Origin of the sequence: Amycolatopsis sp. lyj-84 (assembly GCF_046549075.1) — a bacterium.
Classification (GTDB): Bacteria; Actinomycetota; Actinomycetes; order Mycobacteriales; family Pseudonocardiaceae; genus Amycolatopsis.
The window spans coordinates 443,042-468,813 of the sequence record NZ_JAJPWO010000001.1 but is presented as its reverse complement, the minus strand read 5'-3'; the positions used below and the strand labels follow the sequence as shown (position 1 = coordinate 468,813).

General features: G+C 68.3%; 21 protein-coding genes and 1 pseudogene. 6 read left to right on the top strand and 16 right to left on the bottom strand.

Annotated features, from left to right (window positions below):
- Window positions 1–334 precede the first annotated feature (334 nt).
- The 4 genes and pseudogenes from ACLJRM_RS02475 to ACLJRM_RS02460 form a co-directional block, all read right to left on the bottom strand.
- Window positions 335–496, bottom strand: a pseudogene (locus tag ACLJRM_RS02475) (helix-turn-helix domain-containing protein); the annotation flags it as partial.
- Complete coding sequence (locus ACLJRM_RS02470) at window positions 486–848, bottom strand: hypothetical protein (RefSeq protein WP_410662104.1); 363 nt, start codon at window positions 846–848, stop codon at window positions 486–488. The pseudogene ACLJRM_RS02475 and the gene ACLJRM_RS02470, both read right to left, overlap by 11 nt.
- A 337-nt stretch (window positions 849–1,185) precedes the next feature.
- On the bottom strand, window positions 1,186–1,734 hold the full coding sequence (locus tag ACLJRM_RS02465; protein WP_410662103.1) for a hypothetical protein: 549 nt from the start codon (window positions 1,732–1,734) through the stop codon (window positions 1,186–1,188).
- A 224-nt stretch (window positions 1,735–1,958) separates the two neighbouring features.
- Window positions 1,959–4,127 (bottom strand): glycosyl hydrolase family 18 protein, encoded by a 2,169-nt coding sequence (locus tag ACLJRM_RS02460; RefSeq protein WP_101613168.1) that lies wholly within the window; start codon window positions 4,125–4,127, stop codon window positions 1,959–1,961.
- Between the two features lie 268 nt (window positions 4,128–4,395).
- On the opposite strand from ACLJRM_RS02460, the gene ACLJRM_RS02455 reads away from it, so the two are divergent.
- Both ACLJRM_RS02455 and ACLJRM_RS02450 read left to right on the top strand, forming a co-directional pair.
- Entirely contained in the window at window positions 4,396–4,998 is a 603-nt protein-coding gene (locus ACLJRM_RS02455) for an RNA polymerase sigma factor (RefSeq protein WP_410662102.1), read from the top strand.
- Complete coding sequence (locus ACLJRM_RS02450) at window positions 4,991–5,890, top strand: CU044_5270 family protein (protein ID WP_410662101.1); 900 nt, start codon at window positions 4,991–4,993, stop codon at window positions 5,888–5,890. Before ACLJRM_RS02455 ends, ACLJRM_RS02450 begins: the two co-directional genes overlap by 8 nt.
- A gap of 4 nt (window positions 5,891–5,894) precedes the next feature.
- Here ACLJRM_RS02450 and ACLJRM_RS02445 read toward each other — a convergent pair whose 3' ends face one another.
- Window positions 5,895–6,674 (bottom strand): enoyl-CoA hydratase/isomerase family protein, encoded by a 780-nt coding sequence (locus tag ACLJRM_RS02445; RefSeq protein ID WP_410662100.1) that lies wholly within the window; start codon window positions 6,672–6,674, stop codon window positions 5,895–5,897.
- A 34-nt stretch (window positions 6,675–6,708) separates the two neighbouring features.
- The gene (locus ACLJRM_RS02440) at window positions 6,709–7,599 is read right to left on the bottom strand and encodes a PaaX family transcriptional regulator C-terminal domain-containing protein (RefSeq protein ID WP_174720409.1); all 891 of its coding nucleotides are present in this window, start codon (window positions 7,597–7,599) and stop codon (window positions 6,709–6,711) included.
- 146 nt (window positions 7,600–7,745) lie between these two features.
- Here ACLJRM_RS02440 and ACLJRM_RS02435 point away from each other — a divergent pair, with 146 nt between their 5' ends.
- The gene (locus ACLJRM_RS02435; RefSeq protein WP_101607546.1) at window positions 7,746–9,383 is read left to right on the top strand and encodes an ABC-F family ATP-binding cassette domain-containing protein; all 1,638 of its coding nucleotides are present in this window, start codon (window positions 7,746–7,748) and stop codon (window positions 9,381–9,383) included.
- Between the two features lie 75 nt (window positions 9,384–9,458).
- Here the strand turns inward: ACLJRM_RS02435 and ACLJRM_RS02430 are convergent, their stop codons facing one another.
- The 7 genes from ACLJRM_RS02430 to ACLJRM_RS02400 form a co-directional block, all read right to left on the bottom strand.
- Entirely contained in the window at window positions 9,459–10,298 is an 840-nt protein-coding gene (locus ACLJRM_RS02430) for a carbohydrate ABC transporter permease (RefSeq protein WP_410662099.1), read from the bottom strand.
- Window positions 10,295–11,182 carry a carbohydrate ABC transporter permease gene (locus ACLJRM_RS02425; RefSeq protein WP_410662098.1) on the bottom strand — a complete coding sequence of 296 codons (888 nt, stop codon included), beginning with the start codon at window positions 11,180–11,182 and terminating at the stop codon, window positions 10,295–10,297. The genes ACLJRM_RS02430 and ACLJRM_RS02425 overlap by 4 nt, the downstream gene beginning before the upstream one ends.
- Before the next feature lie 7 nt (window positions 11,183–11,189).
- The gene (locus tag ACLJRM_RS02420) at window positions 11,190–12,461 is read right to left on the bottom strand and encodes an extracellular solute-binding protein (RefSeq protein WP_410662097.1); all 1,272 of its coding nucleotides are present in this window, start codon (window positions 12,459–12,461) and stop codon (window positions 11,190–11,192) included.
- Window positions 12,462–12,599: 138 nt separating this feature from the next.
- Complete coding sequence (locus ACLJRM_RS02415) at window positions 12,600–14,705, bottom strand: alpha-galactosidase (RefSeq protein WP_410662096.1); 2,106 nt, start codon at window positions 14,703–14,705, stop codon at window positions 12,600–12,602.
- 477 nt (window positions 14,706–15,182) lie between these two features.
- Window positions 15,183–15,620 (bottom strand): PPOX class F420-dependent oxidoreductase, encoded by a 438-nt coding sequence (locus ACLJRM_RS02410; RefSeq protein ID WP_101607549.1) that lies wholly within the window; start codon window positions 15,618–15,620, stop codon window positions 15,183–15,185.
- Between the two features lie 4 nt (window positions 15,621–15,624).
- Window positions 15,625–16,587 (bottom strand): RNA polymerase subunit sigma-70, encoded by a 963-nt coding sequence (locus ACLJRM_RS02405; RefSeq protein WP_410662095.1) that lies wholly within the window; start codon window positions 16,585–16,587, stop codon window positions 15,625–15,627.
- 101 nt (window positions 16,588–16,688) lie between these two features.
- Window positions 16,689–17,636, bottom strand: coding sequence for a methionyl-tRNA formyltransferase (locus ACLJRM_RS02400; protein WP_101607550.1), 948 nt, complete (start codon window positions 17,634–17,636; stop codon window positions 16,689–16,691).
- Window positions 17,637–17,773: 137 nt separating this feature from the next.
- Between ACLJRM_RS02400 and ACLJRM_RS02395 the strand changes: the two genes are divergently transcribed.
- On the top strand, window positions 17,774–19,117 hold the full coding sequence (locus ACLJRM_RS02395; protein WP_101607551.1) for a lysine N(6)-hydroxylase/L-ornithine N(5)-oxygenase family protein: 1,344 nt from the start codon (window positions 17,774–17,776) through the stop codon (window positions 19,115–19,117).
- A gap of 45 nt (window positions 19,118–19,162) precedes the next feature.
- Window positions 19,163–19,372, top strand: a complete 210-nt coding sequence (locus ACLJRM_RS02390; RefSeq protein ID WP_007029404.1) for an MbtH family protein — start codon at window positions 19,163–19,165, stop codon at window positions 19,370–19,372.
- A 569-nt stretch (window positions 19,373–19,941) separates the two neighbouring features.
- Here the strand turns inward: ACLJRM_RS02390 and ACLJRM_RS02385 are convergent.
- The 3 genes from ACLJRM_RS02385 to ACLJRM_RS02375 all read right to left on the bottom strand — a co-directional run bounded on the left by ACLJRM_RS02385 (window position 19,942) and on the right by ACLJRM_RS02375 (window position 24,580).
- Window positions 19,942–21,027, bottom strand: coding sequence for an ABC transporter substrate-binding protein (locus ACLJRM_RS02385; RefSeq protein ID WP_410662094.1), 1,086 nt, complete (start codon window positions 21,025–21,027; stop codon window positions 19,942–19,944).
- Window positions 21,028–21,140: 113 nt separating this feature from the next.
- Window positions 21,141–22,898 (bottom strand): ABC transporter ATP-binding protein, encoded by a 1,758-nt coding sequence (locus ACLJRM_RS02380; protein ID WP_410662093.1) that lies wholly within the window; start codon window positions 22,896–22,898, stop codon window positions 21,141–21,143.
- On the bottom strand, window positions 22,895–24,580 hold the full coding sequence (locus ACLJRM_RS02375) for an ABC transporter ATP-binding protein (RefSeq protein WP_410662092.1): 1,686 nt from the start codon (window positions 24,578–24,580) through the stop codon (window positions 22,895–22,897). The genes ACLJRM_RS02380 and ACLJRM_RS02375 overlap by 4 nt, the downstream gene beginning before the upstream one ends.
- Before the next feature lie 145 nt (window positions 24,581–24,725).
- Between ACLJRM_RS02375 and ACLJRM_RS02370 the strand changes: the two genes are divergently transcribed.
- Entirely contained in the window at window positions 24,726–25,769 is a 1,044-nt protein-coding gene (locus ACLJRM_RS02370) for a FecCD family ABC transporter permease (protein ID WP_101613173.1), read from the top strand.
- The last annotated feature ends 3 nt before the right edge of the window (window positions 25,770–25,772 follow it).

The following is a 25,772-nucleotide window of genomic DNA, read 5'->3' as shown; positions in this document are numbered from 1 at the left end:
GAGCGCGCCTCGGGCGCGCGCTCCCGCACTGGACGGTTCCCAGGACGGTTAAGGACGGTTCGGGGGCAAGCACTGCCCCCCCCGTCGTGTCGCTGTTTGCCCCTCGTGCCGACCGAGTTTGCCCCTCGTGCCGCTCAGCGGGCGGCAGACTCTGCCCCTCGTCGACCGAGTTGTCCACAAGCACTTCGACCCGATCGATTGCGAGGTCGTACCCGTTGGGCCGCCGGTCTGCACGCTTCACGTACGCGGCCACGATGCCTGGGTCCGAGGGGCGGATCAGGTCGAGTTCCTGCAACCCTCGCAAGGCGTAGCGAACCGATCGTTCGGACAGCCGCGTGTACCGCGCCAGCCTCGCCAGCGAGGGGAACGCGTTGCGGCCATCCGGATCGGCGTGGTTCGACAACCCGACCAGAACCGCAGCCAGGCTCGACGCGTCGCGGCGCTCGCGGGGAATCGGCGCGGCGTTGAGCGCCCAGTGAATTGCCTCAATGCTCATGCTGCACCGCCGTTCCGCGGCGAACACCCTCGGATGGTCGCTGCTGGCCACCCGCCTCACGAGCGCGGTAGAACAGGCTGGCAACGGTGCCGACCGTCGGGACATCCCAGCCAGCAAGCCAGGCGACGATCCGGCGGTCGTGGTCTCCCAACTCGACGCCGTCGAGCGCCTCCGTGAGCGCAGCAACCCTCTCCTGCTGCCGACGCTCGCGCCACTCGTTGGAAGGCTCCTCCGCTCGCTGGTCTCCGCTCAGGTCGTAGCCACCAGCGTCGAAGGGCGGACGGATCCGACGCGGCTCATGGTGCAGCGGCGGGACGTTGCTGTGAGATTTGCGGGGATATTGGGACTCCATTGTGGACCTCCGGTACCGGGCTCCGTCTCACACCTGTCTCACGGACTGGTGGGACGGAGCCGTATTGGAGGCCCTGACCTGGACTTCTTCTGGACGCTGACCTACGGATTGAACTCAGCAAGACCGCTGCGGAAACCCAGTGTTCCGCTGGGGGTCAAGGGGTCGCAGGTTCGAATCCTGTCAGCCCGACCGGAAGACGCAAGGCCCGTGAGCAGCATACCCACTGCTCACGGGCCTTCTTCATGACCAAGGTCGGTCGTGAAGTTGATCTTGGATGCATCCTGTCGGGGCAGGGCAGGCATTGCGCTCGACTTCACGGTCCGCGTTCGGAGCTTTCTTATTGATCGAGTTCGCGGAGCGGCCGAGGCGAGCGGAGCCGGATCACCCCGCTGTACGGATTCCCGTTCAGGGGCGTTTCGCCGTAGAGGCTCTGGTCTGGTTTTCGCGGTGTCGGCTGAGGTGCCGCCTCTTCGGGGGAAAGCGGTTTGCCGAGTACCTCGTGCATCCTGTCGAAGTCCTTGGACTCCGCGACCAGCGCCGCTCTTTCGGTGCCAGGAGCCAGAACACCATAGGCCTTCAGCAGGTTCGAGTGCTTGTTCTTCGCGCTGGACAACACCATGACCCGGTAGCCCAGGGCCAGCTGCAACAAGCCACAGACGACTAGCAAGATGACCAGCGCCGACCCCGACAGGTAATCGTCCTCAGTGGCCACCCATGCTCCGGCGAGTAACACACATATCTGGGCAGGAGCCGTCTGGAGGCTCCTCCAGTAATCGAGCTTCCGCCCGAAGTGCTGCTCGGCGCGCCGATGCTCCGCCTTGACCTGCTCGGGTAGCGGGTACTCGTAGCGGTAAGGCGGACCAGACGGATCCGGGAACTCCTCCACGAGAGGAGAATACGCTCAAAGAAGCACCGTGTAGTCCCTTTGCGCTGCGCACCACGGCCGTGCGACATAAATGGTCTCAGCTCGCCGCGGTGGCCCTGATCGGGTTGCCCGAGAGGCCCGTGTATGCGGCGAGCAAGGGAGCTTTGGTCGCGCTCGGCCGGCGGCTGGTCCGCGACCAAGGAGCCCGGGGTGCCGGTGACGGAACACCGGCACCCCGGGAACCTTTACTTCAGCGAGTTGTCCACTGTGGTCATGAGGGATCCGGTGTCACCCGACATCTCCCATGCCATGACTCCGAGCAGTCCTCTGGTCTTGAGCCAGGCGACCTTCTGCTGGATGGACCAGGCGTCGTCGAAGGTCCACCATTGCCCGCCGTTGCCCGTATAGCACGCCGTGGCCACGGCCGCGGTGTCGTGCTGGACAGTGCAGTTCGGGACACTGGCCAAGAGATTCGCGTAGCCACGAGTACCTGCTTCCTCGGGGAACTGGCCCGGCGCGGCTCCGGTCGCGCTCTGCCATTCGCCCTTCTTGCCGCCGTCCGCGACCCCTTGCCATCCTCGCCCGTAGAAGGCGAGCCCGAGGGTCAGTTTCCGTGGATTGGCCCCGGCGTTGGTGTAGGCGTTGATCGCCGACTCCACACTGAACTTGAAGTTGTACGGGTCGTCCGCGTCGGCGTAGAGGTTCCCCTGATGGCCGGTGCGGTTCGGCTCCCACGAGTTGTCGCTGCCCGAGCCGTGGAAGTCGTAGCCCTGCACGTTGGCGACGTCGAGGTAGTCGAAGATCTTCGGGATCTCCCAGCCACCGCTCACCTTCGCCGGGTCGGCGGGGGTGAACGCCTGCAGTTCGTACCGCTTGCCGGTGGTGGCGCCGTAGGCGTCCATCTGCGTGCGGAACTCGGCCAGCAGGGCCGTCAGATTCGTCTTGTCGTTGGCGCTCCAGTGGTTTCCGGGATGCCCGTCCGGACTGCCCGGCCACTCCCAGTCGATGTCGATGCCGTCGAAGATGCCCGCGGCCGTTCCCGGCCCGCCGGCCCCGCCGTACGCCTTGATGTTCCCCTTCAGGTAGGTGTCGATGCACGACGCGACGAACTTCTGCCGCGACGCGGCGGTGGCCGCGACGTCGGAGAAGTACTTCGAGTAGGTCCAGCCGCCCAAGGAGATGAGAATCTTCAGATTCGGGTTCTTGACCTTGAGCTTCTTGAGCTGGTTGAAGTTGCCGCGCAACGTTTCCCAGCCGGTGTCGCCGACGCCGTCGACGGACTGGGCGGCGGACATCGGCCGTGAGTAGTCGGCTTCCGCGTCGCCCGCGCCATCACCCTGGTTCGGGTCCTGGGGATTGGACGTCGTTCCCTTGGTGACACCCGAAAGGCAGGTGTGGTTGACCGGGTCGATGTTGCCGAACGCGTACAGCAGATGCGTCAGCTTGCTCGCGGATCCGTTGGTCACCAGGTTCTTGACGAAGAACTGGCGGCCGTAGATACCCCACTGGACGAAGTAGCCGACCCGGGCGTACCCGTTCACGATGTCGCCGGTGCGAGCGCTGACGGCGGCGCTCGCCGCGGAGACGTTGTCGTACCCGTCACGGGCTTTGACCGTGAAAGAGTACGAAGTGGACGGTGAAAGCCCGCTCACCGTCGCGGTCGTCCCGGCCACCGTGGTGACGAGGTCCGCGCCGCGGTAGACGTCGTAGGAGACGACGCCGGTGTTGTCGGTGGACGCGTTCCACGCCAGGGAGACCGAGCTCGACGTGACCGCGGTCGAGCGGAGGTTCGACGGCGCCGTCGGTGCCTGGGTGTCGTCGCCCGGGTTGTTGGTGGTCACCGCGAGCGCCGGGGTGGGCGGGGACTTGGCGTCCTTCCGGTCCTTGGCGACGACGGTGAAGCTGTAGGCCGTGTTCGGCGTCAGCCCGGTGATCCGTGCTTCGGTGCCGGTGACCGACGCCGCCAGCGTGGTGCCCTGGTAGACGTCGTAGCCGGTGACGGGCAGCGAACCCGGTGCCGCGGCGTTCCAGGCCAGCGCGGCGGTCGTGGTCGTCTTGGCCACGAGGCGCAGGTTGGCCGGGGTCGACGGCGGGGCGTCGCCCGAACCGTCACAGTTGGCGTCGTCGATCCGGCACGTGGTCGGGTTGACCGCCGTGCTGAGCCGGAACGACGGGCTGTACGGGTAGGTCGAACGGCCCGGCGCGAGGGATTTGATGTAGTACGCCGGGACGAGGGTGACCTGATTGCCCGATTGGGAAACCGTGGCGTTGGAACCGCTCGTGGCGGTCACGCCGGCGGGGACAGTGAAGGTGATGGACCAGTCGGCGACGGTTTCGCTGCTGGGGTTCGTGACGGTGTACTCACCGGTGGTCCCGGTCAGGGTGAAGGCGGCGCGGAGGCGGCCCGCCGCCATCGCCGGAGTACCCGCGGCCACGAGGAGCCCGGCTGCGAGGAGTGTCACGGTGAGTGCGCTGAGTAGTCGTTTTCTGGTGCGTCTCATGGCGGTTCTCTCCAAAAGAGGCGGCGAGACTGACCTGTGCTGAAACTGGCGCGTGTGGTCTAGACCACACTTGAATGTAGCGCGGCTCGCATAAAAGGTCTAGACCGATTCGTCGGTCGTGAACCTGTTCGGCCCCGGATGCGGACAACAAGTGACACTGACGGACGGCGAAGGGCGGTTCATGAGTTCATCTGGGGCGGATCCGGGGGACTGGGACGACGCGGAACTGATCGCGAGGTCGGTGACCGCGCCTGAGTGGTTCTCCGCGATCTTCGACCGGCATGCCGCGCACATCCACCGCTACCTGGTCAGACGCGTCGGCCCGGCCGCCGCGGAGGACGCGCTGGGGGAGACGTTCCTGGTGGCGTTCCGCAAACGCGAGGGGTACGACACCGAGCGCCGCGAGGCCCGGCCTTGGCTCTACGGGATCGCGACCAACCTCGTGGCGCAGCGGCGTCGTGACGAGGTCAGGGAGCTGAAGCTCCGGGAGGCTCTCGGCCCGCCGCCCGACGAGGAAGGGCACGCCGAGCGTGTCGCGGATCAGGTGACGGCCGAGGCGATGGGGAAACTGCTGGACTCCGCGCTGGCGGAACTCGCGGACGGCGACCGGGACACGCTCACGCTGTTCGCGGGGGAAGGCCTGAGTTACGAGGAGGTGGCCGCCGCGCTGGACATCCCGCTCGGCACCGTCCGCTCGCGGCTGAATCGCGCGCGCCGGAAGGTCCGGGAAGCACTGGGGCGTCCGGACATCACGACTTCGAAGGAGATCGCCAACCATGGATGAGCTGAAGCTGATCGCCGAGCGGACGGACTCGGTACCCCTGGCGGAATCCGGCGTACTCGGCCCGGCCCGCGCGCGATTGATGGCCGAGATCGGCGCCGTCCAGACGGAAAACGTGGTGCCGCTGAAGAAACGGCGGCGCTGGGTCTGGACCGGAGTGGGAGCGTCAGGTCTGGCCGCGGCCATCACCGCCGTCGTGGCGCTCACCCCGGCCGGCCTGGAACCGCCCGCGGCCACGGCGGACCCCGAGGCCGTGCTGCGCAGTGCCGCCGCGGCCGCGCTGAAGACACCGGACACACCGCCGAAACCGGACCAGTTCATCTACACGAAGACCAAGCAGCCCGACGGTGAACGGGAATCGTGGATTTCGGCGGACGGTACCCGCGACGGGATGATCAAGAGGGCGGACGGAAGTTCCTTCCCGCTTCCGGGCTGCCGGAACGGGCAGGCGCAGGCGTACAAGGGCAAGGAGCCGCTGAAGGGTGTCACGGAGCCATGCACGCCACGGCCCGGCTACCGGGTGGATCTCCCCACCGACGCGGACGCGATGTTCGCCTACCTCAACGCCGACCACAGCGGCGAGAAGGGCGACTACAACGCGCTGGGCAAGGACGTCCTCGCGCTGGCGAACGAAAACCACCTTCCGCCCGCGGTCCGGGCGGCCCTGTACGGCGCGGCGGCCAAGGTGTCAGGCCTGCGCGCCGTCGACCACACCAAGGACGCGGCGGGCAGGCCCGGTGTCGGCATCACCTGGCCGCTCGGGCCGCATGACGACCCCAAGGTGGCGAAACCGGTCGTGATCGTCTTCGCCGCGGACACTTTCCAGTACCTGGGCACGAATTCGACCGCCGCGACCGCGTCCGGCGTGGTGGACGCGGTCGGTCAGCGGCCGTAGCGGATCAGCGGCCGGTGAAGGTCGCCTTGCCGGGTCCGTCGGCGAGGAACGACTTCACCGCGCCGCGCAGGTCCTCGGTGTCGAAGAGCCCGGCGGCGATCGTCGTGATGTGCTCGTTCGCCTCGGCGACGCCGCCGTGCTCGTAGTGTTCGAGGACCTTCTTGGTGGCCGCGTGCGCCCTGGTCGGCCCCTGCGCGAGGTCGTTCGTGAAAGCGCGGACGGCCTCTTCGAAACCGTCCGCCGGGAGCACGCGGTTCACCACGTTCCAGCGTTCGAGGGTCGTGGCGTCGTAGGTCGCGCCGGTCATCACGAACTCTTTCGCGCGGCCGACACCGGCGCGGGCGGCGAGCCGCTGGGTTCCGCCCATGGTCGGCGTCAGGCCGACGACCCGTTCGACGAGCCCGAACTTGGCCTTCTCGGTCGCGAGGATGATGTCGCAGGCGACCGCGACCTCGAAGGCCCAGGTCAGGCACAGGCCGTGGGCGGCGAACACGGTGGGGAACGGGAGTGCGGCGATCCGGTCGGGGATCGCCAGCATCTCGTCGAAGAGCACCTTCGCCTCGGCCGCGGAGGACTGGGCGTCGAACAGGGAGACATCGACTCCGCCGCTGACGATCTTGCCCTCGGCCCGGATGATCGCCGCTCGCGGCGGGGTGGCCTCCAGATCGCCGATCGCCTCGCCCAATTCCTGCTGGAGTACCGCGGTGTAGAGGTTCAGCGGCGGCGAAGCGATGGTCAGGACGGCGACGTCGTCCTCGCGGTCGAGGCGGATCGAGGTGGCCAAAACGGGGTCCCTCCGTAGATCGTTTTCCGTGACCCTAGCCGGAGGCGTCCGCGAGTTCGTCCCATTGGGCCTGTGCTTCTGGTCGCCATTCGACGTGCTGCCGGTGGAAAAGGTCCGCCGCGCGCACGCCGCTCCAACCGTCGGGGAGCAGTTTTAGCGGAAGACGGGGATCGAGGAACGGGAAGCTGCGCCATTCGTGGACGAGTTCGGTCTGCGCGCGCAGGATGCCGTGTTCACCGGAGGGGTGGGTGCCGGTGAAGCGGTCGATGAAGTCCTCGTAACGGTCTTTGAGGTCGCTGAGATCCCAGGACCGCGCGACCATCGTCTCTTGATCGCCGACGTCGCCGTACGCGGCGGTGAACGACATCGCCTGCGCGTCGAGGCCGAGTTCCTGCACGATCTGCTGGGCCTCCCGCTGGCGGCTCAGATCCGGGCTGACCCAGACGCCCGCCACCGGCGAACCGAACCCGGCCCACGTCAGGCGGGTGCGGAGCCGGTGCCGGAGATCCCGCTTCGCTTCGGGGACCGAGACGATCAACATCAGCCAGCGGCCGTCCCAGGCCTTTTCTTCGTTGCCGAAGGCGTAGATCCGTTCCGCGCCCTCGGTCATGAGGCGTCTGCCTGGTGGGGTGAGAGACCAGCGCACTCTTCGGCCGACACGTTCGGAGACGACCCAGCCCTCGGCGGAGGATCGGGCCAGCGCCTGCCGCGCGGACTTCTCTTCGATGTCGAGCACGCGCAGCGCTTCGACCAGCGTGGACGTCCAGATCGCCTGGTCACGCGGCAGGACGTACTCGCCGAGGATCGTCATCAGCAGCGACCGCGCGCTGGCATGACTGACTTCCCGCCGCCTGCTCATCGTCGGCCTTCGGGCACCGCCTTTCTGCTGGTGGACGACGGGGACCGGGGTGGCGGAGTCCGCCATTTGCTGTCACCGACCTCAATACTCGGGGATTCGTTCGGGTCCAGAAGAACAACCAGGTTACCCACGTTCCGTGATCGCTTGGATACTTGCCACTCTTCCGAGGGACCACGAGTCGTTCAATCGGTCCCCGTAGACTTACTGATCTCATGAGCGCCACACTCGTTGCCAAGGATCTCGCCGCCGGCCACGGCGACCGTGTTCTGTTCTCCGGTCTCGACCTGGTCGTCGCCCCGGGCGAAGTGATCGGTCTCGTCGGTGTGAACGGCGCGGGCAAGTCGACCCTGCTGAAGACTCTCGGCGGCCTCGTACCGCCGGAAGAGGGAAGCGTCCGGCTGAACCCGCCGACGGCCACCGTCGGTCACCTCCCACAGGAGCCGGAACGCCGTGAAGGGGAATCCGTTCGCGCGTTCCTCTCGCGCCGTACCGGTGTCACCGCCGCGCAAGCCGCGCTCGACGCCGCCACCGAGGCGCTGACCGCGGGCGAACCCGGATCGGACGACGCCTACGGGATCGCCCTCGATCGCTGGCTCGCGCTCGGCGGGGCCGACCTGGACGACCGGGCGGCCGAGGTCGTCGCGGACCTCGGGCTCACGGTCAACCTCGACCAGCCGATGTTGTCACTGTCCGGCGGGCAGGCGGCGCGGGCGGGGATGGCCTCGCTGCTGCTGAGCCGCTACGACATCTTCCTGCTCGACGAGCCGACGAACGACCTCGACCTCGACGGGCTGGAGCGGCTCGAGCGGTTCGTCACCGGGCTGCGCGCCGGGACCGTGCTGGTCAGCCACGACCGGGAATTCCTCGCGCGCACGGTGGACCGCGTCGTCGAACTCGACTTCGCCCAGCAACAGGTGCGGACCTACGGCGGCGGTTACGAGTCCTATTTGGAGGAACGCGCCGTCGCGCGGCGGCACGCCCGCGAGGAGTACGACGAGTACGCGAACACCAGGTCCTCGCTCGAGGCCCGTGGCGCGATGCAGCGTTCGTGGATGGAGAAGGGCGTCAAGAACGCCCGGCGCAAGGCCACCGACAACGACAAGGTCGGCCGCAAGTTCCGGAGCGAGGCGACGGAGAAGCAGGCGTCGAAGGCCCGCCAGACGGACCGCATGATCGAACGGCTGGACGTCGTCGAGGAACCGCGCAAGGAATGGGAACTGCGGATGGAGATCGCCGCGGCGCCCAGGGCGGGTGCGGTCGTGGCGACCCTGCGCGGCGCGACGGTGCGGCGGGACGGGTTCACCCTCGGTCCGGTGGACCTGCAGATCGACTGGGCGGACAAGGTCGCGATCACCGGGGCCAACGGCGCCGGGAAGTCGACCCTGCTCGCCGCCCTGCTCGGCCGGATCGCGGTCGACGAGGGCGCCGCGTCGCTCGGCTCCGGTGTCGTGGTCGGCGAGGTCGACCAGGCGCGGAAACTGTTCCTCGGTGACCTGCCGCTCGTCGAGGCCTTCGCCCGCGAGGTCCCGGAGCTCGCCGACGCGGACGTGCGGACCCTGCTGGCGAAGTTCGGCTTGAAGGCCGCGCACGTCCTGCGGCCGGCGGCCACATTGTCGCCGGGGGAGCGGACCCGGTCGGCGCTGGCGCTGCTGCAGGCGCGCGGCGTCAACCTGCTCGTGCTCGACGAGCCGACCAACCACCTCGACCTGCCCGCGATCGAGCAGTTGGAGTCGGCGCTGGCGGAGTACCCGGGGACACTGCTGCTGGTGACACACGACCGGCGGATGCTGGACGCGGTCGCGACGACGCGGCGGCTGGAAGTGGCCGACGGGAAGGTCACCGAACTCTGAGCATCTAGAGGACTGGTTGCGGTAGTCGGCATCACGTACTACCGCAACCGGAGGACTAAACGCGGTCTACCTCGGTCAGCCCTTGGTCGCGCCGCCGGTGAGTCCCTTCACGAACTGCTTCTGCAACGCCAGGTAGAAGATCAGCACCGGCAGGGTCGCCAGGAACATCAGCGCGAACACACTGCCGAGATCGGCCTGGTACTGGCCGATCGAGCGGTAGATCCCGGTGGTGACCGTGGTCCCCTGGCTGGGGCCGAGGATGATCAGCGGGTCGATGAAGTCGTTCCAGATCCACACCCCGAGGAAGATCAGGACGCTCGCCGTGGCCGGGCGCAGCAGCGGGAACACGATCCGCCAGAACACCTGCATCCGGTTCGCACCGTCGAGCAGGGCGGCCTCCTCGAGTTCGACCGGCACCCCGCGGATGAACCCGGTGAACACGAAGACCCCGAACGGCACGTAGTACCCGACGTTGAACAGCACCAGGCCTTGCAGCGTCGCCATCATCCCGGTCAGCCGGAGCACTTCGGTGACCGGGATCAGGATCACCTGCGGCGGGATCATCAAACCCGCCAGCAGGATCAGCGCGAGCACCTTGGTCCATCGCTTGGTGGACCGTGCCAGGTAGTGCCCGAGCATGGCCGAAAGCACCGTCAGCACGATGATCGAGAGCAGCGTGACGAGCATGCTGTTCGCCAGGCTCACCCAGAACAGGCCGTCGGGCCGGGTGAGCACGGCGTGGATGTTGGTCAGCGTCGGTGGCAGCGGGACCGACGCCGGCTCCTGGGCGATCCGATCGCCGGGTTTGAAGACGTTGACGAGCACGTAGTACAGCGGCACGAAGAAGATCGCGCTCACCAGTATCGCCACGGTCGGCCGCAGCCAGGAACGCCGTGAACCGTCCACTGTGGTCACAGGTCGACCTCCCGCCGCCTCAGGAATCGCAGCACGATCGTGGTCAGCGTCGCCACGATCACCAGCATCACCACGGCCATCGCGGACGCGTAGCCGACGTGGTTCGCGTCGAGGCCGGTGGCGAGGACGTTGAACGCGATGGTGGCTGTGGTCCCCGAGCCCGGCCCGCCGTTGGTGACGACCTTGACGTAGTCGTAGGTCTTGAACGCCGAGATCAGCAGGACGACCGTGTTGATCGTCAACGACGGCGCGAGCAGCGGCCAGGTCACCGCGCGGAACCGCCGGACCGGCCCGGCGCCGTCGATCTCCGCCGCCTCCAGCAGTTCGGCCGGGACGCCTTGCAGGCCCGCGAGGTACACGACCACGCAGAACCCCAGCATCTGCCAGCACACGATCGACGCGACCGAGTACAGCGCGAGATCCGGATCCGACAACCAGCCCGGCGGATGGTCGACACCGATCGCGCGCAGGAAGTCGTTGACCGGGCCCCGGTCGTCGAGCAGTTTCGTCCAGATGATGCTGACCACGACTGAGCTGAGGATCACGGGTGTGAAGAACACGCTCCGCAAAGCGTTGTACAGCCAGCCTTTCCGGTCGAGCAGCAACGCGACGCCGAGGCCGAGCACGTTCGGCACGACCACCACGATCACGGTCAGGATCGTCGTGACCCAGAGCGCGGTCAGGAATTGCTCGTCCTGGAACAGCAGCTTGTAGTTCTCCAAGCCCACGAACTCCGAAGGCGGGTTGAACGGGTTGTGGTTCGTCAGGCTGTAGCCGAAGCTGATGAGGATCGGTGCCATGACGAAGCAGAGATAGATGAGGACGCCGGGTGCGCCGAACGAGGCGAAGTGCCACACCCGCGGCAGGATCGGTTTTCTCCGCATCGTGGCGTCAGCGTGCTTTCGCCCACTCGGCGTCCAGGAACGCGCACACGTCGGCCACCGTCTTGCGGCCGGTGATGACGTCCTGGGCGGCCTGGTAGACCTTGTCCTTCATCCCCGGCAGGAGACCGTCGTCCGCGGTCTCCCAGCTGAAGGCGTTCACGACAGCGTTCTTCGCCACGGCCTCCCGGTAGAGCTCGTAGCCCGCCTTGAAAACCGGGCCCGCGTCGGACGGTGGCGTGTAACCCTTGATCGCGGGGAACAGGCCGTCGGCCTTGACCGAGGCGTCGATCTGCTCCTTGTCGAGCTGGAATGCGAGCGCGAACTTCCTCGCCGCGTCGAGGTTCGGGGACTTGGCGTTCACGACGATGCCGCCGCCGGTGTAGGCGGGCACGACGAGTTTCCCGTTCTCGGAGGGGAAGTTGAAGACGCCGATGTCGAACGACGGTTTCTTGGCGTCGGCGCTGGCGGCGAACCAGTTGCCCATCGGGTACATCGCGCCTTCGCCGTCGAGGAAGGCCGTTTCGGTCGCCGAGTAGTCCCGCGAGACCTGCGTCTTGTCGACGTAGCCCTTGGCCACCAGATCGGCGAACTTGCCGAACGCCTGCTGGAAGGCCGGGTCGGTGAACTTGACCTTGTCGGCCCGCCGCTGGGAAAGCCAGTCCGGGGTCTTGCCATAGACCTCGACACTGACCAGTCCGTCCAGCAGCATCGCGGACGGGAACCCCTCCTTGCCGCCGCCGATGGTGAACGGCGTGATGCCCTTCGCCTTCAGTTTTTCGGACGCGGCAAGGAGTTCACCCCAGGTCTTCGGCGCCGACGCGATCCCGGCGTCGGCGAAGAGCTTCTTGTTGTAGTAGATCGGCGGGATGGTCTGAGTGTTGGCGGGCAACTGGTGGTGCCCGCCCTTGATCGGGTTGGCGGCCGGGAACTGGAAGTCCTTGAGCTCCTCGGGCGTCCACGCGTAGAGGTTGCCCGATTCGGCGAAACCGGCCGAGTCGACGGCGATGGCGACGTCGGGGAACTGCCCGGACTGCAGCAGTTGCTTGGCGTACCCGGTGCGATCGGTCGACGGGGCGACCAGCTTTTTCACGGTGAGACCGGGATTCCGGTCCGTCACGCGTTTGATGGCGGCGTCCCAGTAGGACGGCGGCAGGTTCGGTGTTTCGAACGTCAGGAAGGAGATCTCGCCGCCGGAAGTCCCCGTCCCGCCGCCGACCGCGCAGCCGGTGAGGCTCGCGGCGACGAGTAGCGCCGCTCCCAACGCGAAGGACCTTTTCATGCCCCAGTCACCCTTCTCGCGGCGATGCACGGCGTCTCATCTGCGACGGCATTCGATCGGATGTCTAGGGCGATGTCAAGCGGCTTGATGCGCCTTCTGGCACCCGAAACGGGCGATACATCTGATCTATCGGCGTGCTCAGAGCTTGCTCAGCCGGATCACCGCGCTGGCGAAATCGCCCTCCGGCAGGCCCGCCATCAGGCCGTGTGCCAGGAGCGCGGCGCCGTGCCACACCTTCCCGGTGTCCTCGTCGCGGTAGCGGGCGGCGGGGTCGAGACCGTCGAGCCGGACCGGTCGTTCGGGAGTGGGGAAATGTGCCGCTTGCCGGAACACGAACACGACCGCGCGCCCGCCGTCGGCCGCGACGTACTGCAAGGCGGAAACCCCGTCGGTGGACGGGGGAACGAGCCGGTACAGCCTGCCGTGCTGGACGACCGGCCGGATCTCCTTGTACAGCGCGATCTGTTCGCGGGCGTAGGCGAGGTCGTCCGCGGGCCACCTGACGATGTCGCCGCCGATGCCGAGCACTCCCGCCATCGCGACGTGGAACCGGAACCGCAGCGGGGTGGAGCGGTGGGTGACGAAGTTGGGGTCGTCGGTGACCCAGGCCGCCATCGCGCGTGCCGGGTACACCTGGCCGTAGCCGTGCTGGATGACGAGCCTGTCGAGCGCGTCGGTGTTGTCGGAGGTCCAGACCTGGTCCGTCCTGGCCATGATCCCGAGATCGATCCGCCCGCCACCGCCGCTGCAGGCCTCGATCCGCAGGCCGGGATGCCCGGCCCGCAGCCGGGCCATGATCCGGTAGACCGCGCGGGTGTGCTCCACCCACAGCCGGTCCGGGTCGTCGTCGGCGGGCCAGCCCGCTTCGCTGAACGGACGGTTCATGTCCCATTTCAGGAAGTCGATCCCGTGCTCGCCGACCAGGGAGTCGAGGCTGCCGAACGCCCACTCGGCCACGTCCGGACGGGCGAAGTTGAGGACCAGCTGCTGCCGCAGTTCCGAGCGTGTCCTTTGTGGATAGTGCAGGACCCAGTCCGGATGCGTGCGATAGAGGTCGCTGTCCGGGTTGACCATCTCGGGTTCGACCCAGAGCCCGAACTTCATGCCGAGCCGGTGCACCTCGCCGATGAGCGGCCCGAGGCCGTCGGGGAACTTGTCGCGGTTGACGTGCCAGTCGCCGAGTCCGGCGTGGTCGTTGTCCCGCGCGCCGAACCAGCCGTCGTCCATCACGAACAGTTCGACGCCGAGGGCGGCCGCCTGTTCCGCCAGTGCGCGCTGGCCTGCTTCGGTGACGTCGAAACCCGTTGCCTCCCAAGAGTTGTAGAGCACGGGCCGGAGTTCGCCGGGGTGCGGGAGGACGTGGCCGATCGTGTACGCGTGCCAGGCGCGGCTCGTGGCGCCGAATCCGCCTTCGGCGTAGAGCCCGGCGAAGACAGGCGTGGTCAGCGTGTCGCCGGGGGAGAGCCGGGGGACGACGCCGTCCTGGCCGAAGCCTCCGGTCACGGTGAGGCGGCCGGTGGACGAGCGGGTGGTGGTGATCCGCCACGAACCGCTCCACGCGAGCGCGGCGCTGTAGACCTCGCCGTGGCGCTCGGTCGCTTCGCCGTCGTCGAGCATCACCCACGGATTGGCATGATGACCGGTGATCCCGCGCCTGCTGCCGAACGTGGTCTCGCCGTGGGGCACCGCCTCCCGGAGCAATTGGCTCTCGGCGGCCCAACGGCCGGTGACATGACTGATCCGGTAGTCCGGCCGGACCGGCACGACCCAGGTCGCGGAGTCGGCCCGGATGACCTCGATCGGGTCTTCCGTGCCGTCGTGGGTGAGTTCGGTCCAGCGCTCGATGACGTCGGTGCCCGCCGGGACGCGATAGCCGAGCATGATGCGCAGGGGATAGTGGCGATCGCGGAAGTGGACGCGCAGCACTCCGCCGTCGATGTCGTGGGAGAGGTACCGCCATTCGAGGGCTCGGGTGCCGTCGGCGAACCTGACTTGGAGGGCGGGGGTCCAGTATCGGGTCCCGCCGTCGGCGGCGAGTTCGTCCAGTCCCTCGTTGGGATCGTTGAAGGCGTCCCAGCGCGCTTTGGTCCGGGGGAGGACGTCGGCGAGCTGGTCGGAGGTGAGCGCCGGACCCCAATAGACGTGGGCGGGCGTGTCGTCCTCGGTCAGCCTGAGCGCGTAGCTCGTCGCCGCGGTGCGGATGAGCCAGGAACGGGTGCTCTCGTCGAAAACGATCTCGGCCACGAGGCCATCTTGGTGCCGAATGGTGACAGGGGCCAGGCGGCTTCCGCTTAGCGGTACATCGGGCGGTGGGTCTCGTGAGTGGTAAGGACGGTTCTATCGAGGAGAAGGGCAAGCGTGGCGCGCTCGTGTTGTCCTGGGTGACGCCGTTCTTGGCCGGGGTTGAAGGTTCAGACCGTGTGGAGCGGGATGGGCGTTCGCGTGTGATCGGGTGGCGATCACCCGTGATCAGAGACGGATCACGTGTGCTTGGAGCCGGACCTCGCGTGATCGGGTGGTGATCACGGAGTTCCGGGTCTGATCACGCGAGATCCGGCTCCAAGCACGCGAGTCACGCCCTCGCTCACGTTGGGTTCAGGGTCGCACCAGCCTTTCCGGGGCGTCGCGAAAGCACGCCGCTCGGCATCGGACCGGCGAAGGCACCTTTGCCTTACCCCTCAAAAACCGTCCTTACCACTCACGAGACGGGACCGGACGTTGTCAGCCGCCGACCTTCGCGATCGCCACGAAATGCTCCGGCCGCACCCGCACGAGCACCTTCCCCGGTGAGGTCGCGTAGGCCAGCCAGCCCTCCATCGCGTCCTGTCCGGCCTCCCCGAGGTACCGCCGCGCGATCAGCTCCGAACCGCGACGCACCCCGTCGGGATCAGAAACGATCTCCGCGACACCCTCGACGCTCACGAACGAGTACGGCGGAAGCGGGTCGTCGGCGACCACCGACACGCGCGGATTCTCCTTGAGCGCCTTGCCTTTGACGGTGTCCGCGCCCAGATTGACCAGGATGTCGTCCCCGTCCAGGGCGAACCAGACCGGGACCGCGTGCGGTCTGCCGTCCGGGCGGACCGTCGCGAAGACGGCTGTGCGAGTGCCTTCGGCGAGAAAGGCGCGGCGCTGCTCGTCGGTCATCTTCTCCGGCATTGCTTCATCCCTTCAGGATCGTGTCCAGGCCGAAGGCCGGGAACAGGTGGCTGTCGAACGTGGTGAACTCCGCCGCTTTGCCGTCCACGACACGGACGAGGTCGAGTTTGAAGGCGCGGAACTCGGTGTCGCCGGGGCGGCGCAGGTACGAGGCGAACGCGGGCATCCGGTTGGCGTCGACCGCGACGGCGCGCCATTCGCCCATCGATTCGGCGATCCTGCCGTGCCTGGCGAGGTGTTCGAGCCCGATGTAGCAGTTCGGCTCCGGCGGCATGGTGACGCGGACGTCGTCGCGGACCAGGCTGCTCAGTGTGGAGAAATCGCCGCTGTCGTGGGCTTCGATGAGGCGCCGGACCAGCGCCCGTTCCTCTTCGGACGGTGCCGAGGCGGACCAGTCGCCGCGCTGCTGCGGAAGGCGTTCGCGCAGGGTCGCCCGGCCGCGCTGCAGCGCGCTGTTCGCGGCGGGCACCGAGAGGTCCAGCAGGGTGGCGGTTTCACTGGCCTGCCAGCCGAGCACGTCGCGCAGGATCAGCACCGCGCGCTGCTGTGGCGGCAGCATCTGCAGGACCGCGAGGAAGGCGAGTTCGATGGTCTCCCTGGCGACGGCGAGCGCGTCCGGTCCGGCTTCGGGCGGGGCGATCTCGTCGAGCAGCCTGTCCGGATACGGCTGGATCCAGGGGACTTCGGCGAACGAGCGCAGTGACGGCACCCGCCGCTCGCTCTTGCGGATCGCGTCGAGGCACGCGTTGGTCGCGATCCGGTACAGCCACGCGCGGAAGTTCCCGCCGTCGAACGTGTCCAGCCCGCGCCAGGCGTTGAGCAGCGCGTCCTGGACGACGTCTTCCGCCTCGTCGAACGAGCCGAGCATCCGGTAGCAGTGGACGTGCAGTTCCCGCCGGTGCCGTTCGGTGAGCACGGCGAAGGCGGATTCGTCCCCTGCCTTCGCCGCGGCGATCGTTTCGGTCATGGCGCCTCCCATCGAGTGTTCTTACCCGATGTAACGGCGCCCTCCGGCCGGACTCATCGGTCCCGCGATGACTTTTTTCGCGGGACCGATGAGTCCGCAGGTCAGGGCCGGTTGGTGAGATATCCGCCCATGGTGCGGAAGTACTCGTCGGCGGCCAGCTCGGTGCCGTCCTCGGTCCGGACCCGTTCGATGACGAGCCCGTGCGACCGGCCGCGGCGCGATTCGGGGCCTGCGACGATCACGACACCTTCACCCTCGCGGATGAAGATCCGGCCGGGGGTTCCGCCGTAGCAGCCCACGGAAACCGAGGAACGGACGACGCGCAGCTGCTTGCCGCGGTGGTGGGTGAAGGCGTTGGGATAGGGGTCGGACTGCGCGCGCACCAGCCGCTCGATCTCCTCGGCGGGCCAGGACCAGTCGATGAGACTGTCTTCGAGGGCGCGCTTATGGAAGAAGCTGGCCTTCGACCTGTCCTGTTTGACCGGCGTGAAGTCCCCCTTCGCGATGATCTCGATGGCGTCGGTGGTGATCGGCGCGATGAGATCGACCGTCCGGTGGAAGAGATCCGTCGTCGTGTCCTTCGGTCCGACCGGGACGGACCGCTGCAGCACGATGTCGCCCGCGTCGAGGTCCGCGTCCATCATGTGGGCGGTGAGACCCACTTCCGGCTCGCCGTTGATGAGCGCCCAGATCAGCGGCGAGAAGCCGGCGTAGGCGGGCAGCAGCGAGTCGTGGACGTTCAGCGTGCCGTGGCGCGGCATCTCGAAGATCTCGGGCGGCAGCCAGGTGCGCCAGTTGTTGGCCACGATCAGGTCGAGATCGGCTTCTTTCAGCTCCGCCAGCAGTTCCGCGTCGTCGGGGCGCTGTCGCAGCAGCGCGCGGATCCCGTTGGCCTCGGCGAGATCCGCGACGGAGTCGGACCAGATCTTCTCGTAGGCGTGGTCACTCTTCGGGTGGGTGACGACGAGGGCGACATCGTGGCCCGCGTCGATCAACGCCCGCAGGGTGCGGTGTCCCCAGGTCTGGTATCCGAACATGGCGACCCGCATGGGACCGGCCTCCTCCTGGTCGAGGGATGAACATCACCACTGAAAGTACTAGTTGAGCCTCACCTAACTTAGGTTAGGGTTCCCTGGTCTTCATAGCGAGCTAACGAGATGCGGCTGAGCCGCGCAAGGGGTTCACGATGGCACGAGCAGTGGTCGGCGAACGGGTTCCGGTCTACGACGTGGTCGGAGTCGGGTTCGGGCCGTCGAACCTGGCGCTCGCCATCGCCGTCACCGAACACAACGCCACGCCGGGAGCGGAGACCGTCACGGCTCACTTCCTCGAGCGTCAGGCGCGTTTCGGCTGGCACCGCGGGATGTTGATCGACAACGCCACCATGCAGGTCTCCTTCCTCAAGGACCTGGCGACGATGCGGAACCCGACGAGTTCCTTCAGTTTCCTGTCGTACCTGCACAGCAAGGACCGGCTGGTCGACTTCATCAACCACAAGAACCTGTTCCCGTTGCGGATCGAGTTCCACGACTACTTCGAATGGGCGGCGGAGAAGGTCGACGACCTGGTTTCCTATGGCACCGAAGTGCTTTCGGTCACGCCGGTCTTCGACGGCGACGAGATCGTGTTCTTCGACGTCCACGCGCGCACCGACGGTGAACTGGTGAACCTGCGCGCCCGCAACCTGGTGATGGGCACCGGGCTGCGGCCGAACCTCCCCGAAGGTGTGACGCCGGGCACTCGGATCTGGCACAACAGCGAGATGCTGCACCGCCTCGAAGGCATGGCCGCCGAAGAACCGCGCCGGTTCGTCGTCGTCGGCGCCGGCCAGAGCGCGGCGGAGGTCAGCGCGCTGCTGCACGACCGCTTCCCCCGGGCCGAGGTGTGCGCGGTGTTCGCGCGCTACGGCTACAGCCCGGCCGACGACAGCGCGTTCGCCAACCGGATCTTCGACCCCGAGGCGGTCGGGCGGTTCTACGCGGCGCCGGAAGCGGTCAAGGAGCGCCTGATGCGCTACCACGGCGCGACCAACTATTCGGCCGTGGACATCGACCTGATCGACGACCTGTACCGCCGTGTCTACCGCGAGAAGGTGCAGGGGATCGAGCGGCTGAAGCTGATCAACGTCTCCCGCCCCACCGAAGTCACCGACACCGGATCCGAGGTCCGGGTCACCATCGAGGCGCTGGAGACCGGGGAACGGACCCGGCTGGACGCCGATTTCGTCGTGTACGCCACCGGGTACAGCCCGGCGGATCCGACCCCGTTGCTCGGCGAGCTCGCCTCCGCGTGCCTGCGTGACGACGAGGGCAGGCTCCGGATCGAACGCGACTACCGGATCGTCACCGAACCGCCGCTGGACGGCGGGATCTACCTGCAGGGCGGCACCGAACACTCGCACGGCATCACGTCGTCGCTGCTGTCCAACACCGCCGTCCGGGTCGGCGAGATCCTGGAGTCCATTGTGGACCGGCGCACCGCCGACGCGTCCCGGCCCGAGTACGCGGTGAGCGGCATCGGGCCCGCCTGACCCGGCCGGGGCTGATTCACCGGATACACACGAGGAGAACAAGGCATGACGAATCCGTTCGAGAACCCCGACGGCACGTATCTGGTGCTGGTCAACGACGAGGGACAGCACAGCCTGTGGCCCGAGTTCGTCGAGGTCCCGGCGGGCTGGACCACGAAGTTCGGCCCGGCCTCGCGTCCGGAGTGCCTCGAGTACGTCGAGACCAACTGGACCGACCTGCGGCCCGCTTCGCTCGTCAAGGCCATGGAGTCCTGACCCGCTTCTGTCGGGCTGGTCGTGAGTGGCGATTCGGGTTCCAGCCAAGGGTGCCCTAGGTGCCTACTGGATTTTGCGTGCGAGTGTTCGCAAGTTCGCGACACCCGGACTGGCTGGCGTGGCCCTCACGAGACTCGACCCACCACGCCACTGCCGCTCTGGCTCGCCCCCGCAGTACATGAAGGCCCCCTTCCTTGCGCCTAGGTACAGGAAGGGGGCCTTCATGTACTCGGGGAAGGGGTCCTTTGCGCGCCGCCGCCCGTGACTGCTGGGCTGGCGGGTGTCGCTGAGACTGTGGAGGGAGATCACGTAGTCCGTGAAGGCCTCCTTCACTACCTTCAGGGTAGGCAAGGAGGCCTTCACGGACCTGCGACCAACTCCAGCCACAACAGCAGGTACCTAAGACCCCTTCGGTTCTAACCCGAATCGCCACTCACGACCACCTGTACCGACTCCTCAGCCCCGCCACCCCCGCATTTAGAGGACTAAATGCGGGCTCGACAAAGACCCACAGCACGAAACAGGGCCGCGAGCGGAAAGCTCGCGGCCCTGTTCCTACCCAAAACGGCTCAGGAAGCGGGTTTCACTTCGGTCTTCGGATCGCCGTCGACAGCGGCGGCGAGCTGCGGGACGATCCGGTCGACCACGTAAGGCAGGCTCAGCACGGTCACGAAGGAGACGGCGCTGCCGTAGGTGCCTTCGTTCTCGATCAGGATCTCACGCTTTTCCTTCGCCACCTTCAGGCCGGTGTAGAGCGCGTCCTTGCCGAAGATCTCCTGCGCCTTGGCCGGGGTGTCGATGAGCCACACGAGCGCGTCGCGGTCGAGCAGGTCGGTCCGCTCGGCGCTGATGGCCTTGCCGAACTTGTCGCCGATCGCGGCGTCGAGGTCGGCGGGCAGCTTGAAGCCGAGTGATTCGAGGATGCGCGAGCGCGGGTCCTGGCTGCCGTAGACGAAGTAGCCCTCGTAGGTCGAGGCCATCAAGCCCGACTTGTCCGCGAACTCCGGGTGCTCCTTGCGGACCTGGGCGAACTTGTCCTCGACGCCCTTGACCAGTTCGTTCGCCTTGGTCGAGCGTCCGACGGCCTGGCCGACCTTCTTGGTCGCTTCCTGCCACGGGATGCCGTAGTCGTTGTACTCCTTGGGCTGCGCGACGACCGGGACGCCGATCTGGCCCAGTTTGTCGTACTGCTCCTTGGTGAGCCCCGAGTACAGCGCGATGATCAGATCCGGCTTGAGCGCGGCGATCTTCTCGTACTGCGGTCCGTCGACGTCCTTGAGGACCTCGGGCAGCGCGGCGCCGCCGAGCTTGTCGGTCGCCCACGGGGCGATGGTGCCGGGGAACTTGCCGAGCCACTCCGTGACCCCGACCGGGACCACGCCGAGGGCGAGCAGCGCGTCCTGCTCGGTCAGGCCGACCGTGACGACGCGTTTGGGCTCCTGGGTGATGGTGGTGCTGCCGTACTTGTGCTCGATCGTGGTCGGGAACGCGTTCGCGTCGACGGCGCCGCCCGCGGAGTTCTGCGCGGCCGGGGTGGCCGACTCTCCGCCACCTCCGCATGCGGTGAGCGTGGCGGCCAGCACCAGGGTGGACGCCAGCACGCCGGCGGTCTTCAGGCGCCCCCGCGCAGCGGAGAGGGTGGAGATTCGGGCCATCGTCCGTCCTTCTTGATCGGTGACCCGGCGAAATGCCGGATTAATCGAAATTCAGGTTTGGCTAACCTAAGACGCCGAACGGCCGATTGCAACCGGCGACGCTGCGTCCCGGGTCACGTCCGTGAACGGTTGTCCGACCAGGCCGCCCACAGCGTTGCGTACTGACCACCGGAGGCCACGAGCTCGTCGTGCGTCCCGCTTTCGACGACCACGCCCGCGTCGAGCACGACGACGCGGTCCGAGGCCGCCGCTTGGGTCAGCCGGTGCGCGACGACGAGACCGGTCCGGCCTTCGAGTGCGGCGGCCGCGGCGGCTTCGAGGGTTTTCGCGCCCGCGCTTCCGGCTTCGGCGGTGGCCTCGTCGAGGATCGCGATCGGCGGGTCCGCGAGGACCAGCCTGGCCAGCGCCAGCTGCTGGGATTGGGTGACGGTCAACTGATGCCCGCCTTCGCCGACCACGGTCGCGAGACCGTCGCCCAACGCCTCGGCCCATCCGCGCGCGCCGACCTTTTCCAGTGCCGCCAGCAGTTCCGCGTCCGACGCGCCGGGCTTGGCCAGGCGGAGATCGTCCGACAGCGAACCGGCGAAGACGTGCACCTCCTGGCTGATCAGCGCGACGGCCTGCCGGGTGGAGGACGGCCCGAGTTCGTCGAGCGGGACCCCGCCGACGGAGACCGTGCCCGACCCCGGGGTGTGGATCCCGGCGATCAGTTTGGCCAGCGTCGTCTTCCCGGCTCCGCTCGCGCCGACCAGCGCGACCCGCTCGCCGGGGGCGAGGCTCAGGTCGACGTCGCGCAGTACCGGGTGTCCGTCCACATAGGAATGGGAGACCCCGGCCGCCTTCACCGACGCGTCAAGGGGTTTCGCGGGCCGTTCGGGCTCGCGCGGGGCAGGCAGGTCGGCGACGCCGATCAGCCGGGCGAGGCTCGCGGCGGCCGCCTGCGCGTCGTCCACCAGCGCCAGCGCGGTGTTGATCGGCCCGAACAGGCTGTGGAAGTACAACGCCGCCGCCGTCGCCGCGCCGATGGTCACCGCGTCGGCGCCCACCAGCAGGAAACCGGCCGCGAGCACCGCCGAGAGGCCGACGAACTCGGCGAGGTTCAGCCGGGCGAAGAACGTCGTCATCAGCCGGACGCCGCGCAGCATCAGCTCCATCGCGCCCTCGGATCGCTGCCGGACCCGCTCCACGTGGGCGTCGGCGAGCCGGAACGCGCGGACGGTCTTCGCGCCGCCGATCGTGTCGAGCAGTTGCTGCTGCTGCGATCCCGTCGCGATCCGCTGCTTCGCGTACAACGGGACGGCGTTGCGGACGTACCAGCGCACGGTGTGCAGCTGGATCGGCGTCGCCAGCAGCGCGGCCAGGAGGAATCGCCAGTCGAGGACGGCGAGGGCGCCGAGCGTCAGTACGATGGTGAGCGCCGAGCGGCCGAGCTCGGGCAAGGCGTCGCGGACCGCCCTCGCGACCACCATGACGTCGTTGGTGACCCGCGCGGTCAGGTCGCCGGAGCCCGCGCGTTCGACCTGCTCAAGAGGCAGGCTCAAGGCCCTGTCGACGAACCGCTCGCGCAGTTCCGCCAACAGGGTTTCGCCGAGCCTCGCGGTCAGCGAGACACCCACCGCCGTCGCGATCGCCTGCGCGACGGCGACCAGGACGAGCGCGACCACCGGGGTGGTCAGCTCGGTCGCGGGGCGCTTCTCGACGACGAGATCGACGATCTGGCCGAGCAGGCGGGCGGTGAGCAGCCCGATCGCGGTCGCGCCGACGAGCATCGTGAGCGCGCCGGCGGCACGGCCCTTCGAGGTGCGGAGCAGTTCGCCGAGGACGGCGCGGATCCGCTTGCCGTCGGCGGTGGGGAGGAGCTCGCGGGTCATGACAGCACCGCCGCGCGGTAGTCGGCGCGATCGCGGGCGAGGTCGGCGTGGCCGCCCTCACCCGTGACCCGGCCGCCGTCGAGGACGACGACGCGGTCGGTGACGGCGAGGAGGGCGGGACTCGTGGTCACCAGGATCGTGGTCCGTCCTTGTCGTAGCCGGGCGAGCCCGGTGGCGATCTTCGCCTCGGTCACCGTGTCCACCGCCGTGGTCGGGTCGTGGACGACGAGCACCGGCGCGTCCGCGGCGAGCGCGCGGGCGAGGGCGACGCGCTGCCGCTGGCCGCCGGAAAGGGAGCGCCCGCGTTCGGTGACCGCGGTCGCGGTGCCGTCCGGCAACGCCGCCGCGACCTCGTCCGCCGCCGACGCGGCCAAGGCCTCGTCGGAAGAGACGCCGCCGGCGTGGACGTTCTCCGCCAGCGTTCCTTCGAACAGGTCCGCGTCGTGCGCGGCGACCAGGACGACTTCCCGGACGCGCTCGGGGTCCACAGTGGACAGGTCGACGCCGTCGACGTGGACCTTGCCCTCGGCGGGATCGCCCGCGCGGCCGAGGCAGTCGAGCAGGTCGGTCGCGGTGGCCGGGTCGGTGGCGACGACGCCGATCAGCTGACCGGCGGGGATTTCGAGGTCGACACCGCGGAGGCTGCCGTACGAGACCTCGGTGAAGCGGACGTTCCCGGTGGCGGGCGAGGGGAGTTCGCCGTCACCGGCCTCGACCGCGGTCGGCGTGGTCAGGAGGTCGGCGACCCGGGACGCCGAGGCGCGGCCCTGGGCCAGTTCGCCGTTGACCCATCCGAAGATCAGGAACGGGGTGAGCAGGAACTGGGCGAGCCCGACAGCGGCGACGAGGTCGCCGACGCTGATCGACCCCGACGACGCGAGGTTCCCGCCGACCAGGGCGACGATCGCGATGAAGATCCCGGTCAGCGCGAGCACCGCGCCGTCGTGCCAGGCCTTGGCCCGCGCGGCGCGCAAGGTCGCCTGGAGCGAGTTCTGGCTCGTTTCGCGATAGCGGGCGACGGCGGCCGGTTCGGCCCCGATGCCTTTGAGGACCCGCAGGCCGGAGACCAGATCCGTGGCGACCCCCGAAGCGTGCGCCGACCGCTCCTGTTCGGCTTCGCTGCGACGTTCCAGCGGCTTGCCGATCAGATGCGCGAGGTACAGCAACGGAGGTGTGCCCAGAAGGACCAGGAGGCCCAGCGGCAGCGAGATGCGCAGCAGGGCGACGGCGCTGACCAGGACACCGGCGAGCGCGGCGATCCCGAACGGCAGCGCCGCGTTCACGACCCCGACCCGTTGCGCGTCGCTGGTGCCGATGTTGACCAGTTCGCCCGCCAGCTTGCCGCTTTCGGCGCCGCCACCGGGATGCAGGACGCGCCTGCTGATCGCGAGACGGATGTCGTGTGCCGCCCGGAGCGAGGCGCCTTCGGCCGCGCGCGCGGCGAACCGGTAGCTATAGGACAGTCCCGCGAAGACCACGCCGAGTACGGCGAGCCAGAACACGAGCGTGCCCGCCGAACCGCCGGCGACGGCCTGGTCGATGACCACGCCGATGATCACCGGGACGAGTGCTTCACCGCCTTGATGGCAGGCGGCGAGCACGGATGCGAGGGTGACTTGCCGTCGCTGCCCGGAAATCGCCTGGCGCAGAACGCTCCGGCTGGTGGTGGCCGTTGCGGGCACCGGCGCCTCCGTTCTCTTTCGTCAGTGGGTGAACCTGCCCCGGCTCCGCCAACTGGCCCAGGGGTAGGTAAGGCTAGTCTAAGTAGGTAGCTCGTTGAGGTGGACTCCGGCGTTCGGTCAGCTCGCCTCGTTCGAAGGAGGTTCCGTGGTCGTCACCGAACGCGCGCCCGCGGCGGCGTCCCCGCCGGGCACGGCGGCGCGGACGTTCCGCGCGGGCGGTCTGGTGCTCGGGCTCGCCCTGCTGGCGCTCGTGTTCCTGCTCAGCATCTGGGTGGGGTCGAAGAGCATCCCGTTCACCTCCACCTGGTCGGTGCTGTGGCACAACGACGGCTCGACCGACGCGGTGATCATCCACGACCTCCGCATCCCGCGAACCCTGCTGGGGGTCGTCGTCGGCGCGGCGTTCGGCCTGGCGGGCGCGGTGATGCAGGCGCTCACCCGGAACCCGCTCGCCGACCCCGGCCTGCTCGGGGTCAACACCGGCGCCGCGGCCGCGGTCGTCTCGGGGATCGCTTTCGTCGGTGTCACCAGCGTGCTCGGCTACATCTGGTTCGCCTTCGCGGGCGCGGCGCTCGCCTCGGTCCTGGTGTACGTCCTCGGCTCGGCCGGGCGCAGCGCCACCCCGGATCGCCTCGTGCTCGCCGGGTCGGCCGTGATGGCGGTGCTCCAGGCCTACATCGTCGGTGTCCTGTTGCTGATGCCCGAGACGTTCAACCAGTTCCGGTTCTGGAACGTCGGCTCGCTCAGCGGCCGGAAATGGGACGTGTTCTGGCAGATCTCGCCGTTCGTCGTGGTCGGCGCGATCATCGCGCTGCTGCTCGCCCGGCCGCTCAACGTCCTCGCGCTCGGAGACCAGACCGGCAAGGCCCTCGGCGCCCACGTCGGCCGCACCCGCGTGCTCGGTGCGATCGTGGTGATGCTGCTCTGCGGCGCGGGTACCGCGGCCATCGGGCCGGTCCTGTTCCTCGGTCTCGCCGTGCCGCACGCCGCGCGGCTGCTGGTCGGCCCGGATCAGCGCTGGGTCCTGCCGTACTCGATGCTGCTCGCGCCGATCGCGCTGATCGGCGCCGACGTCGTCGGCCGCGTGCTGAACCCACCGGAGGAACTGCAGGCGGGCATCGTGGTCGCGTTCCTCGGGGCGCCGGTGTTCATCGCGCTCTGCCGACGCAGGAAGCTGGCCCGGCTGTGACCG